Genomic DNA, 16,160 nt, shown 5'->3' with positions numbered 1-16,160 from the left:
TCGTCGGACGCCACCGGCTCGAAGGCCTCGATCTGCTCGGTCATGCGGGAGCTCCCCTCACTAATCGGCGTTGATCACTGCGATGCACCGTATCAGACCGTCCACTGTGAACACAGCTCCCGGAGCGGAGCGCTCCTGTCCGCTCCCGCGCCGGTTCAGACCTCGTGGACCTCCAGCACCCGGGTGGTCGGGGCGGCGTCGCCCAGTTCCTCCCGCAGCGCCACCCGCTCCGGGTCGGCCAGGAAACCGTCGTAGCCGTCGCGGGTGTCGAACCGGATCAGGTGCACCTCCGTACGCCCGTCGCCGGTGCGCTGCCGACGCTCCAGCCGCCCGCCGTGCCGCCCGAGCAGGCCGAGCACCGCGTCCTCGTACCGCTGGCCGGCCTCGACCGCGTCGGGGGCCAGCTCCACCAGCGCCACCAGGCGCACGGCGGCGGCCGGGTCGGTGACCAGCGACTTGAAGAAGTGGTGGTCGACGTGGCCGCCGGGGATGCCCTCCCGGCGGCCCGTGTCGAGGTAGCCGTGCCGGCGGTAGAACTCCGGCGCCTGGAACGAGAACGAGGAGACCGACATCTCCGTGCAGCCGCGCCGGCGGGCCTCGTCCTCGGCGGCGCGCAGCAGCCGGCCGCCCCAGCCCTCGCCGCGGCGGTCATCCCGCACCCACACCATGTTGATCCCGGCGCAGCCGCCCCAGGACCAGCCGGTGAGGCCGGCCACCAGCTCACCGTCGGCGTCGTCGACCCGGACGTTGAGGGTGGCCTCGTCGTCCGCGCCGGTGGCCCGGTTGTTGAAGATGGTCAACTCGGCGTCGAGTCGGCCCGGAAGCTCCTTGTCCTCGCCGAGCACGCGCAGGATGTCGCCGGCGTCGTTCCCCGTGGTCGTCATGCGGCGGAGTATCGCAGCGCCCCGGCCCCCGGTGACACCGCAAATCCGACGCCGCCACCTGCCGGGCGGTCCCGCTATCCGGGGATGCCGACGGCGTCGGCGCTGGCCGTCCAGAGCCGGGCGGCGAGCTGCGGGTCGGCCGCCTTGGGCAGCGGCCGGCGCAGCCGCCGGTCGACGTGGTAGCCGCCCGTCACCAGCCGCTCCGGGTCCTGGTTGGCCAGCCAGACCAGCGTCTCCGCGCCCTTCTCCGGGCTGCGCAGCGGCAGGATCCGCATGCCCAGGGCGACCAGTCGGTTGTCGTTGCCGAACCGGCTGCGCACCACCCCGGGGTGGAAGGAGTACGCCGGGATCTCCGGCCAGCGCCGGGCCGCCTCGGCCGCGAAGAGGATGTTCGCCTGCTTGCTGGTGCCGTACGCCCGCATCGGCCGGTAGCGGCGCAGCGGGGCGTTCAGGTCGGCCGGATCGAGCACGCCACTGCGGTGCGCGCCGGAGGCCGTCACCACCATCCGGCCGATCCGGTCGCGCAGCAGGTTGCTGAGCAGGAACGGGGCCAGGTGGTTGGCCTGGATCGACAGCTCGAAGCCGTCGACCGTGGTGAGCGGCTGGAGCGCGATCGCACCGGCGTTGTTGGCGAGCACGTCGATCCGGTCGTACGCCTCGCGCAGCTTCCCGGCCAGCCGGCGGACGTCGTCCAACACCGCGAAGTCGGCTCGGAACAGCTCCGGCCGTTCGCCGGACGCCTCCCGCACCTGTTCCGCCGCGGCCTGGAGCCGGGCCGGGTCCCGGCCGACCAGTACCACCTGGTCACCCCGGCGCGCCAGGTCGACGGCGGTCGCCAGCCCGATGCCCGAACTGGCCCCGGTCACCACCACGAGCCGACGCCCAGTGAGATCTTCCACAGGTTCATTCACCCCGGTCACGGCACGAGGTTACCGTGGCGTCACAAAGACCTTTGGGATCGTTAAGTCCTCGTCAGGTGACGTCGGCGTGCCCGCCGCACGCTGGAAGGAGCACATCCATGGCCGCAGTCGGTCGCCCCCGCCGGTCCTGCCTCGCGGTACCCGGCTCCAGCGTCAAGATGCTCGGCAAGGCCCAGGGCCTCCCGGCCGACCAGGTCTTCCTGGACCTGGAGGACGCGGTCGCCCCGCTGGCCAAGCCCGACGCCCGGAAGAACATCGTCGCGGCGCTCAACGAGGGCGACTGGTCGGGCAAGACCCGCGTCGTCCGGGTCAACGACCTGACCACGCCGTGGACCTACCGCGACGTCATCGACGTGGTGGAGGGGGCGGGCGCCAACCTCGACTGCGTCATGCTGCCGAAGGTGCAGAACGCGGCCCAGGTGCAGTGGCTCGACCTGACGCTGACCCAGCTGGAGAAGACGCTCGGCCTGGAGGTCGGGCGGATCGGCATCGAGGCCCAGATCGAGAACGCCGCCGGCCTGGTCAACGTGGACGCCATCGCCGCCGCCTCGCCCCGGGTCGAGACCATCATCTTCGGTCCGGCCGACTTCATGGCCTCGATCAACATGAAGTCCCTGGTGGTCGGCGCGCTCATCCCGGACTACCCGGGCGACCCCTACCACTACATCCTCATGCGCATCCTGATGGCGGCCCGGATGCACGACAAGCAGGCCATCGACGGCCCCTTCCTGCAGATCCGCGACGTGGACGCGTTCCGCGAGGTGGCCAAGCGCTCGGCGGCGCTCGGCTTCGACGGCAAGTGGGTGCTGCACCCGGGCCAGATCGACGCCGCGAACGAGGTCTACTCGCCGGCCCAGGCCGACTACGACCACGCCGAGCTGATCCTCGACGCGTACGAGCACTACACGTCGGAGGCGGGCGGCAGGCTCGGCGCGGTGATGCTCGGCGACGAGATGATCGACGAGGCGTCCCGCAAGATGGCCCTCGTGGTGGCGGCGAAGGGCCGGGCCGCGGGCATGACCCGCACCTCCTCCTTCACCCCGCCGGCGGAGTAGCTCCGCCCTTCCGACCATCCGTGCCGCCCCGGTCCACGCCGGGGCGGCACCGTCGCGTCAGTAGCTGCTGCTGCTGTTGCCGGACTGGGAGATCGCGAAGACGATGATCGCCACGTAGAAGAGGACCACCAGCAGGTACAGGCCGGTGACGATCCAGCCGACGATGATGCCGGCCTTCGCCATGCCCTCGCCGCCCTCGCCGGACTGCCGGATCTGGTTCAGCGCGACGTGGCCGAGGATCGCGCCGATCGGCGCGGTGATGCAGGAGCCGATGCCGACCAGCGCGAGCACCAGGGCGGCGATGGCGAGGCCGTTGGTCTTCATCGCGGGGGCGTAGCCGTAGTGCGGGTAGGCCGGCGGGTAGGCGGCGGGCGCGGGGTGCCCGGAGGCCTGCTTCATCCCGGCGTACGGGTCGCCGGCCGCGTACGGGTCCGGGGCGTACGGGTCCGCCGGGGCGTACGGGTCGGCGCCGGTGGGCTGGGCGGGGACGGGTTGACCGCTCACCGGGAGGGCAGGGTCGGCGGGCGGGCTCGACTGCTGGCCCGACCACGCCGGGTCGTTCCAGCCGCCGGAGGGCGGGGGATATGTCATTCGTCTGCTCCGTAGGGTCGGGGTGCGCCCGTCAGGGTAGTCAGTCCTGCCCAAACCCCGAGGTGTCGCCACCGGGTGTGCCGCGTTGCCCGCGCCCCGGGAAGCGGGCAGGATCCTGGCATGGTGATTGACGCGCGAGCCGCGGACCGCTCCGGCAGCCGACCGAGACGGGACGCGAGCCGCCCCGGCGTGGCCCGGCGCACCCGCGCCGCCGCCCAACCGGGCGCCGCCGGCACCGACGAGCCCGCGCCGCTGCCGGACCCGGTGACCATGCGGCTCGACGGGAAGGTCGCCCTGGTCACCGGGGCGGGCAGCCCCGACGGCATCGGGTACGCGACGGCCCGCCGGCTGGCCGACCTCGGCGCCCGGGTGGCCATCGTCTCCACCACCCGACGCATCCACGAACGGGCCGGCGAGCTGGGCGTGACCGGCTTCGTCGCCGACCTCACCGACGAGTCGGAGGTGGGCGCGCTCGCCGACGCGGTCGCCGAGCAGCTCGGGGACGTCGAGGTGCTGGTCAACAACGCCGGGCTGGCCAGCCGGGCCAGCCCCGAGGTGCTGCGCCCGGTCGCCCAGCTCAGCTACGACGAGTGGCGCGGCGAGATCGACCGCAACCTCACCACCGTGTTCCTGTGCAGCCGGGCCTTCATCGGCGGCATGGCCGAGCGGGGCTGGGGCCGGATCGTCAACCTGTCGGCCACCGCCGGGCCGGTCAACGCCCTGCCGACCGAGGCGGCCTACGCGGCGGCCAAGGCGGGTGTGGTCGGACTGACCCGGGCGCTGGCGATGGAGATGATCGCCGACGGAGTGACCGTCAACGCGGTCGCGCCGGGCACCATCCACACCGCGGCCTCCACGGTGGCGGAGATCAGGCAGGGCCTCGGTACCCCGGTCGGCCGCCCCGGCACACCGGACGAGGTGGCCGCGGCGATCGCCTTCCTCTGCTCGCCGGCCGCCTCGTACATCACGGGGCAGATGCTGGTGGTGGACGGCGGCAACAGCGTCCGCGAGGCCGAGTTCCGCTGATCCTCAAGGGCTCAGTAGTTGGGGCCGCTGTTGCCGGCGACGGCGAACAGCGCGATCCAGCCGCAGCAGGCCAGCAGGCCGAGGCCGGTGATGACGTAGCTGAGGATCAGGCCCCACGTGGCGAGCTGGTCGCCCTCCTCGCCCGTGGTGCGGATCTGCCGCTTGGCCAGGTGCCCGAGGACGATGCCGGCCGGGGAGAAGACGAACGCGAAGACCAGCGAGAGGATGGCCAGCACGTTCGTCCCGCCGGGCCGGTGACCGGACGGCGGGCCGTACTGCCCGTAGGGCACCTGCGGGGTGTACGGGGGCTGGTGCCCCCACTGCTGCCCGTGCGGCGGCTCCCCGGGCTGCTCGTAGCTCGGCTGCCCGTAGGAGGGCTGCTCGTACGACGGCTGTCCGTAGCCGGGCTGCTCGTACGACGACTGCTCGTAGGACGGCGGTTCGGGGGCGGGCGGCGGCTCGTACCGTGACGGGTCGTGCCCCGGCGGGGGCTCCCAGGGCGAGGGCGACCGGTCCGGATCGGGCGGCCCCGACGACGGTGGCTGGCTCACGGTCTCCTCCTGCCGGTGGCGGATCGCGTCCCCTCTTGCCGGACGCTACCCGCAGCGGTGAACCTTTTCACAGCGGTTGTGTGGACTGGTCACCTTGGCCTCGACCGCCCTGCGGCCAATACTGACCAAGCGTTCAGTTACCCATGAGTAAGGCGCCGACCCCCGGAGGCTGAGATGGCCCGACTCGCCCAGACGCCCGGCCTGACCGATGTGCAGCGGTCGATCCTGGAGACCGTCCGGGAGTTCGCCGACAAGGAGATCATCCCGCACGCGCAGCGGCTGGAGCACGCCGACGAGTACCCGAGCGACATCCTCGACGGGATGCGCGAGATGGGGCTCTTCGGCCTCACCATCGACGAGGAGTACGGCGGGCTCGGCGAGTCCCTGCTCACCTACGCGCTGGTGGTCGAGGAGCTGTCGCGGGGCTGGATGTCGATCTCTGGCATCGTCAACACCCACTTCATCGTCGCGTACCTGATCTCCCAGCACGGCTCCGCCGAGCAGAAGGCCCGGCTTCTGCCAAAGATGGCGACCGGCGAGGTGCGCGGCGCGTTCTCGATGTCCGAGCCCGAGTGCGGCTCCGACGTCTCCGCCATCAAGTCGAAGGCCGTGCGCGACGGCGACCGGTACGTCATCAACGGCCAGAAGATGTGGCTGACCAACGGGGCGTACTCCTCGGTGGTGGCGACCCTGGTCAAGACCGACACCGGCGCCGACTCCGTCTACGGCAACATGAGCACCTTCCTGCTGGAGAAGGAGCCCGGCTTCGGCGAGACCGCGCCCGGCCTGACCATCCCCGGCAAGATCGACAAGATGGGCTACAAGGGCGTCGAGACCACCGAGATGGTGCTCGACGGAGTGACCGTCGGAGAGTCCGCCGTCCTCGGCGGCGCGGAGAAGGTCGGCCGCGGCTTCTACCAGATGATGGACGGCATCGAGGTCGGCCGCGTCAACGTGGCCGCCCGCGCCTGCGGCATCTCGATCCGCGCCTTCGAACTCGCCGTCGCGTATGCCCAGCAGCGCCGCACCTTCGGCCAGCCGCTCGCGAAGCACCAGGCCATCGCGTTCAAGCTCGCCGAGATGGGCACCAAGATCGAGGCCGCCCACGCGCTCATGGTCAACGCCGCCCGGCTCAAGGACGCCGGCCAGCGCAACGACGTCGAGGCCGGCATGGCCAAGCTGCTCGCCTCGGAGTACTGCGCCGAGGTCGTCCAGGAGGCGTTCCGCATCCACGGCGGCTACGGCTACTCCAAGGAGTACGAGATCGAGCGGCTCATGCGGGAGGCACCGTTCCTGCTCATCGGCGAGGGCACCTCAGAGATCCAGAAGACCATCATCTCCCGGGGCCTGCTCAAGGAGTACAAGCTCTGACGCCTGCGCCGCGCCGGCGGCACCGGCCCACGAGCGGTGCCGCCAACCGGCCCCTGTCGAGCTGAGTCGTCTACGACATCGCCCGGGACGTGCGGGCGTGAGTCGACTGCGACATCACCGGGGGACGCGGGCGTGAGTCGCCTGCGGAATCGCCCGGGGCTGTGCGGCGTGAGTCGTTCACGACATCAGCTCAACAGGGCCGAGCCGACGGCACCGACGCCGCCCGCCGTACGGCCGATCAACCCAGTCGGGTCAGGCCGGCGGCGGCGCGCTCGACGATCAGGCAGCGGTCCTCGACGTAGTCGACGCCCGCCTCCGTGGCGATCCGCCGGGCCTCGGCCGAGACGATGCCGAGCTGCAACCAGACCGCCGGAGCGCCGATCGCCACCGCCTCGCGCACCACGTCCACCGCGTCCTGCGCCGGCCGGAACACGTCGACCAGGTCCACCGGGTGCGGGATGTCGGCCAGGGACCGGTAGACCCGCTCACCGAAGAGTTCGTCGGCCGTCGGGTTGACCGGGATGATGCGCCAGCCGTACCGCTGCATCTGCAACGGCACGCTGTGCGCGGCCTTGCGCGGGTCGCGGGACGCGCCCACGACGGCGATCACGGCGGAGTCGGCGAGGATCTGCTGAGCGGAGCGCACCTGCCGACTCTAACCCCGCCGCTCAGCCCGCGCCCGCGACCGCGTGGCCGGGCTCCTCGTGCTCGTCTCCCTTACGCCGGCAGCATCGTCTACAGGAGAGTGAGCTGCTCGGCGGCCGGCGGCGCGGGAACCGGGTCGGTCGGGCGGCGGTCGTCGCCGCGCTCGCCCCGGTGCAGCCCGTGCCGGCGGGCCGCGATGCGCACCCGGGCCGTCAGCTCCCGCTGGTAGGACTGCGGGGCGTACGCGCCGGAGCGGTAGAGCTCGCGGTAGCGGGGAACCAGGTGCGGGAATTCGCGGCCGAGCCAGCGCGCGTACCACTCCCGGGCCCCCGGCCGCAGGTGCAGCGCCAACGGCGTCGCGCTGCTCGCCCCGGCGGCGGCGATGGCCGCCACTGTCGCGTCGATCGACTCGTCGTCGTCGCTGAGCCCGGGCAGGATCGGCGCCATCAGCACGCCGACGTCGAAGCCGGCGTCGGCCAGCGCCCGTACGGCGTCGAGCCGCCTCCTCGGGCTGGGGGTGCCCGGCTCGACCGCGCGCCAGAGCCGCTCGTCGACGAAGCCCACCGAGTACGACACGCCGACCCTGGTGACCTCGGCGGCCTGGCGCAGCAGCGGCAGGTCACGCAGGATCAGCGTGCCCTTGGTGAGGATCGAGAACGGGTTGGCGAAGTCGCGCAACGCCGCGATGATCTGCGGCATGAGCTGGTAGCGCCCCTCGGCCCGCTGGTAGCAGTCGACGTTGGTGCCCATCGCGACGTGCGCGCCCCGCCAGCGCGGCGCGGCCAGCTCCCGCCGGACCAGCTCACCGGCGTTGACCTTGACGATGACCTTCCGGTCGAAGTCCGCGCCGGTGTCGAGGTCGAGGTAGGTGTGAGTATTCCTCGCGAAGCAGTAGACGCAGGCATGCGAGCAGCCCCGGTACGGGTTGATCGTCCACTCGAACGGGACCCGGGACGTGCCGGGCACCTTGTTGATGATCGACTTGGCCTGCACCTCGTAGAACGTCATGCCGGCGAAGCCCGGGGTGTCGAAGGTGCGGGCGACCGCGCCGGGCAGCGCCAGCGGCAGGGGTGGTGTCGCCGGCGCTGCCCGGTCGGGGACCCCCTCGTCCGGGGGAGCGGCGAGGTTGTCCCAGCGCATGGCCTTCATTCGAACACACGTACGACCGGAGCGCAAGCGACCCGCCGTGTTCCCGCCCACCTCGCCGCCGGACGCGCGGTCGGCGGGTGGAGGATGGAGGGCATGGAGAGGTCGACGTTCGTCTACGACGGGGACTGCGCGTTCTGCACCCGGTGCGCCGAGTTCATCGACCGGCGCATCCTGACCGGCGTGCGGGTGGTGCCGTGGCAGTTCGCCGACCTCGACGCACTGGGCCTGAGCGAGGCCGAGTGCGAGGAGGCGGTGCAGTGGGTGGGCGCCGACGGTTCCCGCGCGGCCGGCCCGGACGCGATCGCGCGCCTTCTCGGCGACAGCGGTCCGTTCTGGCGGGTGGCGGGCGCCGGCCTGCGGTTTTCCCCGGTACGCGCCGCCGCGTGGCCCGCGTACCGCTGGGTGGCTCGCAACCGGCACCGGCTGCCCGGTGGCACGGCCGCCTGCGCGCTGCCGCAGGAGGCGCGCGAGCGCCTCTACGGACCGTCCGGTCGCCCGGCCGCCGACGCCTGACCCGCGAGTGCCGGCGCGGTGCCGGCGGGCCCTCCGGTGTCCCGCCCCCGGCGGGTGAGCAGCCGGCGCGCCCAGACCACCGGTCGGACCCGCTCCAGCGGCAGGAAGGCGGTCATCGCCGCGAGGTGCGGGGCGAACGAGATCGTGATGGTCGCGACGGTGACCAGGTGGAACGAGTAGAAGAAGCCCACGGTGGCCAGTCGCCAGCGTTCCCTGAGCAGGAAGACCACCGGGCTGAGCAGCTCGAACGCGACGATGCCGAACTGGGCGACGATCAGCAGATACGGCACCGAGGCGAGCAGGTCGGCCAGTTCGGTGCCGCGCCGGAGGATGGCCCGGGCCAGTACCGAGCCGGTGAGCCAGTCCAGCCCGCCGAAGCGCAGCTTGGCCCAGGCGGCCAGGAAGTACGTGCAGATGACGGCGATCTGGGTGACCCGCAGGGCCCAGCCCCCCGCCTCGGTGCGGGTGGCGTCGCCGTGCCGGGCCCGGCCCGCGGTGGGCAGCACGGCCAGGGCGACGAGCAGGCCGAACCGGTCGTGGTCGACCTTGCCGTAGCTCATTGCGACGATCATCCACTCGAAGTAGAGCGCGAAGACCGTCCAGCCGAGCAGCCGGGGCGCCCGGCCGGTCGCGGCGAGCAGGGCGAGCAGCAGCAGGGCCCAGAAGAGCACGGCGACCAGCGCCGGGTTCGGCGTGGGCAGCGGCAGCAGGCGGCCGACCAGCAGCGGCTGGTAGAGCTCGCCGGGCACGGCCACCCGGGTGCGCACCCAGGGAGTGAAGACGACCAGGTCGGCGGCGACGAAGAGGTAGATCAGCGTGCGGAAGGCGGCCACCCGGCCGCGGGGCACCGCCTCGGTCAACCAGCGGCTCATCGGTCCGCCCGCCAGGCGACCACGGTCTCGTCGGTCCAGCGGCCGGTGGGTCGCCCCTGGCGGATGCCGTGCCAGCGAACGACGATGCGGACCTCGACCAGCTCCGCCGCGCCCGGGTGGCGCTCGACGTACGCGTCGGCGACCTCGGCGAGCAGCGCGGGGTCGGCAGCGTAGCGGCTCTGCTGGCCCTCGATCTCGGCCCGGCGGATGCCGGTGGCCCGCTCGCCCAGGTCGACGACCGCTCCGCTGCTGTCCACGCCCTCGACGCGGGTGTCCGGGGCGGGGGAGTTCGGCGGGTTGGACGTGGAGTACATCCGGAACGGGCCGAACGGGAAGTGGTCGTCGGTGCCCCAGACGGTGCCGGCCAGCAGGACGGCCAGGCCGAGGGCGGTGGCGGCGAGCCGGGCGGCGCGACCGCGGGTGGTCAAGGTTTCCATCAGGTCGTGACGATACGGGATGTACCGCCCGCCCCGGTTCCCTCCGACGGCCACTTCCCGCTGGCCGGCGGGCCAGGGGGCCGCGTCCACGGCCGCAGTGCGGCGCGCGGGTGCCGGTCCTCCCCCCGGTCACCCGGCGGGCGTACGACGACGGCCGGGCCCGTCGGGGCCCGGCCGTCGTGGAGCGCTGCGGCTCAGTGGCTGTGCCCGGCCAGCTTGTTGCGGACGTCGTCCATGTCGAGGGCCTGGACCTGCTCGATCAGGTTCTCCAGGGCGGACTCGGGGAGGGCGCCGGGCTGGGCGAAGACGATGACGCCGTCGCGGATCGCCATGATGGTCGGGATCGAGCGGATGTCGAACTTGGCGGCCAGCTCCTGCTGCGCCTCGGTGTCGACCTTGCCGAACACGATCTCGGAGTGCTTGTCGGAGGAGCGCTCGTAGACCGGGGCGAACCGCTTGCACGGGCCGCACCATTCGGCCCAGAAGTCGACCAGCACGATGCCGTCGCTGCCGGTCACCTCGTCGAAGTTTGCCGTGGTCAGCTCTACGGTTGCCATGAAAGTCTCCGATCGGCGCGGAATAGCTACGTCTGGTGGAACCAGGGCGTACCGCGTGGAATTCCCGGCCCGTCCCCGCCGAAACGTGCTCGTCACGGCGTTGCGCAGGTCACGCTTACATCGATGACGATGGTTGCTGCTCGTCGTTGCGGTACGCAAGTGCACGACGCATTTGCGTGACCGGTCGTGATGGGAGCGTTTCCAGGGAGATCGACACGATTGACCGGAACGAATGAGCAATCAGGCGGTTGACAAGCGGCTATCCGGTGTGTGGAGATCGCCGGGAGCCAGTCGGTCGAGCACGCACAGTAGTGTTACGAAAAGGTAAATGTGACCTCCGTCTCTGTTCGGGTCGCCTTGTCGTGCGGCAGAATCTTCCGCATCAGAGCGTGGGCGGCGGGTGCCGGGGAGGGCCCCGCCGCTCATTGCGTCTCCCCCCGGTTGTGGCGGTGTGACATTTCCGCACGCCCCGCGCCCCGCGCCTCGCCTTAACACTCCATAAGGCATGCTGTGCCGAACTCCATCGCCGCCCGTCGAAGGGGACAAGGATGCAGTTCGGCCGCTACTACGAGGAGTTCGAGGTCGGCGCGGTCTACCGGCACTGGCCCGGCAAGACGGTCACCGAGTACGACGACCACCTCTTCTGCCTGCTCACCATGAACCACCACCCGCTGCACATGGACGCGCACTACGCCCAGACGGCGAGCCAGTTCAAGCGCAACGTGGTGGTCGGCAACTACATCTACTCCCTGCTGCTGGGCATGTCGGTGCCCGACGTCAGCGGCAAGGCCATCGCGAACCTCGAGGTGGAGTCCCTGCGGCACGTGGCGCCCACCTTCCACGGCGACACGATCTACGGCGAGACCACCGTGCTGGACAAGCGCGAGTCGTCCTCCAAGCCAGATCGGGGCGTGGTCTCCGTGGAGACCCGGGGCTACAACCAGGACGGCACGATGGTGTGCGTCTTCCGCCGCCGGGTGATGGTCCCCAAGAAGGAGTACGCGGCGACGACGGTGCCCGAGGGCGTCGACCCGGAACGGCCCAGCTTCCCCGCGCCGCGCTGACCGACGGGCCCCTTCTCATCCGGGTTCCGGGTGGTAGGGGCCCTTTTTCCGATCCGGGGCATATGCTGGCGCCGGAGGTCCCCATGAGCCACTCCGTCGCCGGAGAGCCGTCCTCTGCCGGCCGCCGTGCCGCACCGCTGACCACCGCCGTCTACTCCGCCGCCGAGTGGGACCTGCTGACCAGCCTGCCCGGCCGCGTGATCGTGGCCGCCGCCGCGCCCGGCCCCGGGCGGCCCCACCCGGGAGTCGCCGCCGGGCTCGCGGGCCTGGACGCGGTCGCGGCCGGCCGGGCCTTCGACAGCGATCTCGTACGCGCGGTGGTCGCCGCCATCTACGCCCGGCACGACGGGGCGACCGACCCCGTCGAGCGCCTCACCGACGTGGTGGACCTGCTCGCCGCCTGCCGGGCCGCGACCCGGGTGCTGCGGCGGCGGGCCGATCCCGCCGACTCGGCCGCGTACCGGCAGTGGGTGCAGTCGGTGGCGGCCCGCGTGTGCAGGGCGGCGACGGCCGGGGCCCCGGGGCTGCCGCCGGCCCCCGCCGACCGCCGCTTCCTCGACCGGCTCGGCGGGGCGCTGGGGCTGCGCTGAGCCGCGCCGGTCGACCCGGTCGACCCCGTGTCCGCGCCGGTCGCTCCGGTGCCCGCGGCGGTCGGCCCGGTCCGGTGTCCGCGCCGGGTGGTCCGTCCGCGCCGCCCCGGCGCGGTGGCGCGCCGGGTGGTCCGTCCGCGCCGGCCCGGCGCGGTGGCGCGCCGGGGTGGCGACCCGGGGCGGGGCCCGCAGGCCGTACCCTGCGTGACCGTGACCGGAGACCAGCTCGACGTCGGCGTGGGACCGTGGCCCGGGGACCCGCCGGACGACCCGCGGTACGACCCCGAGCTGCTCGCCGAGGGCGACCGGCGCAACGTCGTCGACCGTTACCGCTACTGGCGGCGCGAGGCCGTGGTGGCCGACCTCGACCGGCGGCGGCACGACTTCCACGTGGCGATCGAGAACTGGCAGCACGACTTCAACATCGGCACGGTCGTCCGCAACGCCAACGCCTTCCTCGCCGCCGAGGTGCACGTCGTCGGCCGCCGGCGGTGGAACCGGCGCGGTGCCATGGTGACCGACCGCTACCAGCACGTCCGGCACCACGAGACCATCGAGGAGTTCGTCGCCTGGGCGGCCGGGCGGGAGCTGCCGGTCGTCGGCATCGACAACCTGCCCGGCTCCCGCCCGCTGGAGAGCACCACCCTGCCCCGGCGCTGCGTCCTGCTGTTCGGGCAGGAGGGTCCGGGCCTCTCGGACCCGGCGCGTGCCGCCTGCGACCAGCTCTTCTCGATCGCCCAGTACGGCTCCACCCGGTCGATCAACGCCGGCGTGGCCAGCGGCATCGCCATGCATGCCTGGATCCGTACGCACGCCGGTCCGCCGCCGGACTGAGTGGGCCCGTTTCGGTGCCGCCCGACGCCGTCCTGCGGCACCGAAACGGGCGCTCCGCTTGACGGGGCGGCGTGTGGGGGTGACGGTGGGATGGTGAGTGTCGCGGTGAGTTGCCCGAAATGCGGTGGACCGGTGCGGGCGCCGGACCTGATGCACACCGAGTCGCGCTGCCTGGACTGCGGGCCGGTTTCCCCGCTGCACGTGCCCGAGCACATCGGGACCGACATCGTGGCCAGCGTGGTGGACCGGATCGTCGCCGCCGCCGACCCGCCGACCCGGCCGAGGACGCCGCTGTGGTGCCCGTGGCCGCTGCCGACCGGCTGGACCATGACCGGCGTGGCGTACGCCGGCGACGACCGCACCGGGGTGCGCGCCACTGCGGTCGCCTGCGCCGGGCCCGAGCCGCTCGGCGGGGGCCCCGCGGACCTGGTCTTCGTGGCCGAGGAGCCGGGCGTCGGTCTGGGCACCCGGTTCGCGGGGCTGGCCGGCCCGGATCCGGGCCCGGAACTCGCGCAGGCGTTGACCGATCCCGGGCCGGGGCATCCGGAGCACGTCGGGCAGGCCAGGATCAAGGTGGCCGGTCATCCCACTCCACTGTGGCTCGTGAACTCGCCGACGGATCGAAGCGCGTACGCCGGCGAGGCTCGGGGATTGTGGCTCCATGCGATAGCCTGGCCGGCGAGTGCGGGTCACCTGCTCGCGGAAGACGTCGTGCTGCACGACCTGACCGAGTGGACACCGCCCGAGCTCGTGTACGGCGCACCGTCTCCGTATCTGCACGGGAAGGCTTGACGGGCCTCAGGGCTTGACAGGCATCCCGGAATGTCGGAGAACGGACGCAGATATTCACTGTACGACACCACACTGATACTCTGGGTGCCGCTGCGGTAATGGGACCCGGCGCCGCGCGAGAGGATGGCCCGCCATGGTCAAGAAGGTCCTCACCTGGGCCGGAATCGCATTCTTGATCTTCTTCGTCGCATATCGGCCAAATTCTGCGGCGGACGTGTTCAAGTCACTGGGCGGCGGAATCATGGACATCGCCCAGGGGTTCGGCGACTTCTTCACCAGCCTCGTCGCCTAGCCGCCGATGGGAAACCCCTCCGGTCCACCCTTCGATCCCGACGATCCCGATCGGGAGCGCCGGGATCGAGACACGGAGCCGATCCCTCGGATCGGTCCCGACGACGGGCCGGGCTACGGCACCGGTCCGGGCCTCTCCGACGGCCCCTCCCTCTCGGATGACGCCGGCTTCGGTGACGGCCCGGCGTACGCCGGGGAGGGACGGGCCGGTCGGGCCTGGGTCCGTGACCCGGAGGCCGGCTACCAGCCACCCCAGATCTCCGAGGACGAGCTGGCCGGTCTGCGGGCCGACGCCGCCGGCATGGCGCCGCGCCGGGTGCTGCCGTTGGAGGACGAGCCCAGCTCGCTGGTGGCCCGCTACCTCTTCCCCACCGAGCGCTACCGGGGCGAGTGGAAGCGGCACTGGATCCACCTCTCCACCCCGCTGCTGGTCGGCATCGCCGCCACCTTCGTGCTGGGCTACCTCTCCGGCTTCCTCGCCGGGCAGGACGTGGGCGCGCTCACCACGATCGCGGTGCTGCTCTGGTTCGCCGTGATGGGGTGGGTGGCCTGGAAGGTCGCCGACTGGTGGTACGACCGCTTCATCCTGACCAACAAGCGGGTGATGGTGGTCAACGGCATCATCACCCGGCGGGTCGCGATGATGCCGCTGGTCCGGGTCACCGACATGAAGTACGAGCAGACCCCGACCGGCCGGGCGCTCAACTACGGCACGTTCGTGCTGGAGTCCGCCGGTCAGGAGCAGGCGCTGCGTGAGATCAAGAACCTGCCCAACCCCAACGAGCTCTACCTGCGCGTCGTCGAGGAGATGTACGAGCCGCAGGCGGTCGAGGCGCGGCTGGGCAAGGAGGCCGACGAGGCCAAGGCCGACGACGGGGCGTGAAACTTTTCGTCCGAACATCGGAGGAACTGCGCACCGTTCGCCGTCGACCCGGGCACCCCGGGCATGGCAACCTGCCAGGGAAACGGGGCGCGGAGGTGGCCGGTGGTGAGCAGGGATCCCCTGGAGGAGGAGTTCCGCGACTTCGTCGCGGCCCGCTCCGGTGCCCTGCTGCGCACCGCCTACCTGCTCAGCGGGGACTGGGCCACCGCCGAGGACCTGTTGCAGACCGCGTTGACCAAGACGTACCTGGCCTGGAAGCGGCTCGGCGGGATCGAGGCGATCGAGCCGTACGCCCGCCGGGTCATGATCAACACTTCGACCAGCTGGTGGCGGCGGCGCTGGCACGGTGAACGCCCCACAGAGGTGCTGCCGGAGCGGGCCGGAACCGACGAGATCGAGCAGCAGCTCGACCGGGACCTGCTCTGGCGTCACCTGAGCGCGCTGCCCAGCCGGCAGCGGGCGGTGCTCGTGCTGCGCTTCTACGAGGACATGTCCGAGGCACAGACCGCCGCGCTGCTCGGCATCTCGCCGGGCACGGTCAAGAGCCAGACGTCGCGCGCCCTGGGCACCCTGCGCCGCCGGATGGGCGCCGAGGCCGCCCTCGACCTGCCGACCGGGGCCGACCCGACCCCGGCCCTGCTTCGGGACGACGGCACCGACCGGTCCACCCCCGCGCGCGGCGGCGCCGACCGTTCCGCTCCCGCGCAGGGCGGCGCCGACCGTCCCGCGCCGGCCCGCCGGTCGACGGCCTACGGGGCGCCGACGATGGTGGTGGGCGAGGACGCGGCGGCCGTGGTCGCGGCGACGAACGCCAGGCCGCCGCTCGTCGCACCGGCCGTGGCGGGCAGTGCCGCCGTCCCGGGCGGGCCGGAAGGCGCCACAGCCGCCGTCCCGGGCGGTGCCGCGACCGAGCCTCCGGCGCAGGCGACCACCGTGCCTCCGGCGTCGGACGCCGGGCGTCGCACGCCGGACGTCGAGCCGACCGACGAGTCGGCGGGCGATCCGGTGCCCGTCGCATCGGGGGCGCGCGCCGGGGCCGGGGCGCGTACCGCCCGTGACGAGCAGCGTGGCCGGCAGGCCGCCTTCCCGGTCGCACCGGCAGGCACCGGGGAACACCGGTGAGCCGTCCGGTCGG

20 protein-coding genes are annotated in these 16,160 nt (G+C 72.4%); 11 read left to right on the top strand and 9 right to left on the bottom strand.

Annotation, left to right across the window (positions count from 1 at the left end; translation table 11 throughout):
* Positions 1-155 precede the first annotated feature (155 nt).
* Positions 156-884 carry a GNAT family N-acetyltransferase gene (locus DER29_RS07815; protein ID WP_121396738.1) on the bottom strand — a complete coding sequence of 243 codons (729 nt, stop codon included), beginning with the start codon at positions 882-884 and terminating at the stop codon, positions 156-158.
* 74 nt (positions 885-958) lie between these two features.
* Entirely contained in the window at positions 959-1,783 is an 825-nt protein-coding gene (locus tag DER29_RS07810) for an SDR family NAD(P)-dependent oxidoreductase (protein WP_121396737.1), read from the bottom strand.
* Positions 1,784-1,902: 119 nt separating this feature from the next.
* On the opposite strand from DER29_RS07810, the gene DER29_RS07805 reads away from it, so the two are divergent.
* Positions 1,903-2,859, top strand: a complete 957-nt coding sequence (locus DER29_RS07805) for a CoA ester lyase (RefSeq protein WP_121396736.1) — start codon at positions 1,903-1,905, stop codon at positions 2,857-2,859.
* 57 nt (positions 2,860-2,916) lie between these two features.
* On the opposite strand, the gene DER29_RS07800 is transcribed toward DER29_RS07805, so the two are convergent.
* A complete protein-coding gene (locus tag DER29_RS07800; RefSeq protein WP_121396735.1) occupies positions 2,917-3,450 on the bottom strand; it encodes a DUF4190 domain-containing protein in 534 nt (177 codons plus the stop codon).
* Positions 3,451-3,570: 120 nt separating this feature from the next.
* Here DER29_RS07800 and DER29_RS07795 point away from each other — a divergent pair, with 120 nt between their 5' ends.
* On the top strand, positions 3,571-4,476 hold the full coding sequence (locus tag DER29_RS07795; protein ID WP_121396734.1) for an SDR family NAD(P)-dependent oxidoreductase: 906 nt from the start codon (positions 3,571-3,573) through the stop codon (positions 4,474-4,476).
* A gap of 11 nt (positions 4,477-4,487) precedes the next feature.
* On the opposite strand, the gene DER29_RS07790 is transcribed toward DER29_RS07795, so the two are convergent.
* On the bottom strand, positions 4,488-5,027 hold the full coding sequence (locus DER29_RS07790; RefSeq protein WP_121396733.1) for a DUF4190 domain-containing protein: 540 nt from the start codon (positions 5,025-5,027) through the stop codon (positions 4,488-4,490).
* A 174-nt stretch (positions 5,028-5,201) separates the two neighbouring features.
* On the opposite strand from DER29_RS07790, the gene DER29_RS07785 reads away from it, so the two are divergent.
* Positions 5,202-6,398, top strand: a complete 1,197-nt coding sequence (locus DER29_RS07785; RefSeq protein WP_121396732.1) for an acyl-CoA dehydrogenase family protein — start codon at positions 5,202-5,204, stop codon at positions 6,396-6,398.
* 238 nt (positions 6,399-6,636) lie between these two features.
* Here DER29_RS07785 and DER29_RS07780 read toward each other — a convergent pair whose 3' ends face one another.
* Both DER29_RS07780 and DER29_RS07775 read right to left on the bottom strand, forming a co-directional pair.
* Positions 6,637-7,044: a CoA-binding protein gene (locus tag DER29_RS07780; protein WP_121396731.1), complete on the bottom strand. Its 408-nt coding sequence runs from the start codon at positions 7,042-7,044 to the stop codon at positions 6,637-6,639.
* 89 nt (positions 7,045-7,133) lie between these two features.
* The gene (locus DER29_RS07775; protein ID WP_121396730.1) at positions 7,134-8,183 is read right to left on the bottom strand and encodes an Rv2578c family radical SAM protein; all 1,050 of its coding nucleotides are present in this window, start codon (positions 8,181-8,183) and stop codon (positions 7,134-7,136) included.
* Between the two features lie 102 nt (positions 8,184-8,285).
* Here DER29_RS07775 and DER29_RS07770 point away from each other — a divergent pair, with 102 nt between their 5' ends.
* Positions 8,286-8,705 carry a thiol-disulfide oxidoreductase DCC family protein gene (locus DER29_RS07770; protein WP_121396729.1) on the top strand — a complete coding sequence of 140 codons (420 nt, stop codon included), beginning with the start codon at positions 8,286-8,288 and terminating at the stop codon, positions 8,703-8,705.
* On the opposite strand, the gene DER29_RS07765 is transcribed toward DER29_RS07770, so the two are convergent.
* The 3 genes from DER29_RS07765 to trxA all read right to left on the bottom strand — a co-directional run bounded on the left by DER29_RS07765 (position 8,669) and on the right by trxA (position 10,571).
* The gene (locus DER29_RS07765; RefSeq protein ID WP_121396728.1) at positions 8,669-9,577 is read right to left on the bottom strand and encodes an HTTM domain-containing protein; all 909 of its coding nucleotides are present in this window, start codon (positions 9,575-9,577) and stop codon (positions 8,669-8,671) included. The two genes, DER29_RS07770 and DER29_RS07765, sit on opposite strands and share 37 nt — an antisense overlap.
* The gene (locus DER29_RS07760) at positions 9,574-10,014 is read right to left on the bottom strand and encodes a hypothetical protein (RefSeq protein WP_121399083.1); all 441 of its coding nucleotides are present in this window, start codon (positions 10,012-10,014) and stop codon (positions 9,574-9,576) included. The genes DER29_RS07765 and DER29_RS07760 overlap by 4 nt, the downstream gene beginning before the upstream one ends.
* Before the next feature lie 194 nt (positions 10,015-10,208).
* A complete protein-coding gene (trxA, locus tag DER29_RS07755) occupies positions 10,209-10,571 on the bottom strand; it encodes a thioredoxin (RefSeq protein WP_121396727.1) in 363 nt (120 codons plus the stop codon).
* A gap of 548 nt (positions 10,572-11,119) precedes the next feature.
* On the opposite strand from trxA, the gene DER29_RS07750 reads away from it, so the two are divergent.
* From DER29_RS07750 to DER29_RS35095, 7 genes are all read left to right on the top strand, one after another.
* Positions 11,120-11,635, top strand: a complete 516-nt coding sequence (locus DER29_RS07750) for a MaoC family dehydratase (RefSeq protein ID WP_121396726.1) — start codon at positions 11,120-11,122, stop codon at positions 11,633-11,635.
* Positions 11,636-11,697: 62 nt separating this feature from the next.
* Positions 11,698-12,225 carry a hypothetical protein gene (locus DER29_RS07745; RefSeq protein WP_199729163.1) on the top strand — a complete coding sequence of 176 codons (528 nt, stop codon included), beginning with the start codon at positions 11,698-11,700 and terminating at the stop codon, positions 12,223-12,225.
* 210 nt (positions 12,226-12,435) lie between these two features.
* Positions 12,436-13,059: an RNA methyltransferase gene (locus tag DER29_RS07740; RefSeq protein WP_121399081.1), complete on the top strand. Its 624-nt coding sequence runs from the start codon at positions 12,436-12,438 to the stop codon at positions 13,057-13,059.
* Between the two features lie 132 nt (positions 13,060-13,191).
* Positions 13,192-13,851 (top strand): DUF6758 family protein, encoded by a 660-nt coding sequence (locus DER29_RS07735; protein WP_370040049.1) that lies wholly within the window; start codon positions 13,192-13,194, stop codon positions 13,849-13,851.
* A 133-nt stretch (positions 13,852-13,984) separates the two neighbouring features.
* Positions 13,985-14,143 (top strand): hypothetical protein, encoded by a 159-nt coding sequence (locus DER29_RS34475; RefSeq protein ID WP_007455302.1) that lies wholly within the window; start codon positions 13,985-13,987, stop codon positions 14,141-14,143.
* Between the two features lie 6 nt (positions 14,144-14,149).
* A complete protein-coding gene (locus tag DER29_RS07730) occupies positions 14,150-15,025 on the top strand; it encodes a PH domain-containing protein (RefSeq protein ID WP_121396725.1) in 876 nt (291 codons plus the stop codon).
* Between the two features lie 105 nt (positions 15,026-15,130).
* Positions 15,131-16,147 carry a SigE family RNA polymerase sigma factor gene (locus tag DER29_RS35095; protein ID WP_233599676.1) on the top strand — a complete coding sequence of 339 codons (1,017 nt, stop codon included), beginning with the start codon at positions 15,131-15,133 and terminating at the stop codon, positions 16,145-16,147.
* Positions 16,148-16,160: the final 13 nt, after the last annotated feature.

Source organism: Micromonospora sp. M71_S20, assembly GCF_003664255.1.
In the GTDB taxonomy this organism is placed as follows: Bacteria; Actinomycetota; Actinomycetes; order Mycobacteriales; family Micromonosporaceae; genus Micromonospora.
Note: the sequence above shows the minus strand (reverse complement) of the source record. Positions and strands in the feature narration are given on the sequence as shown.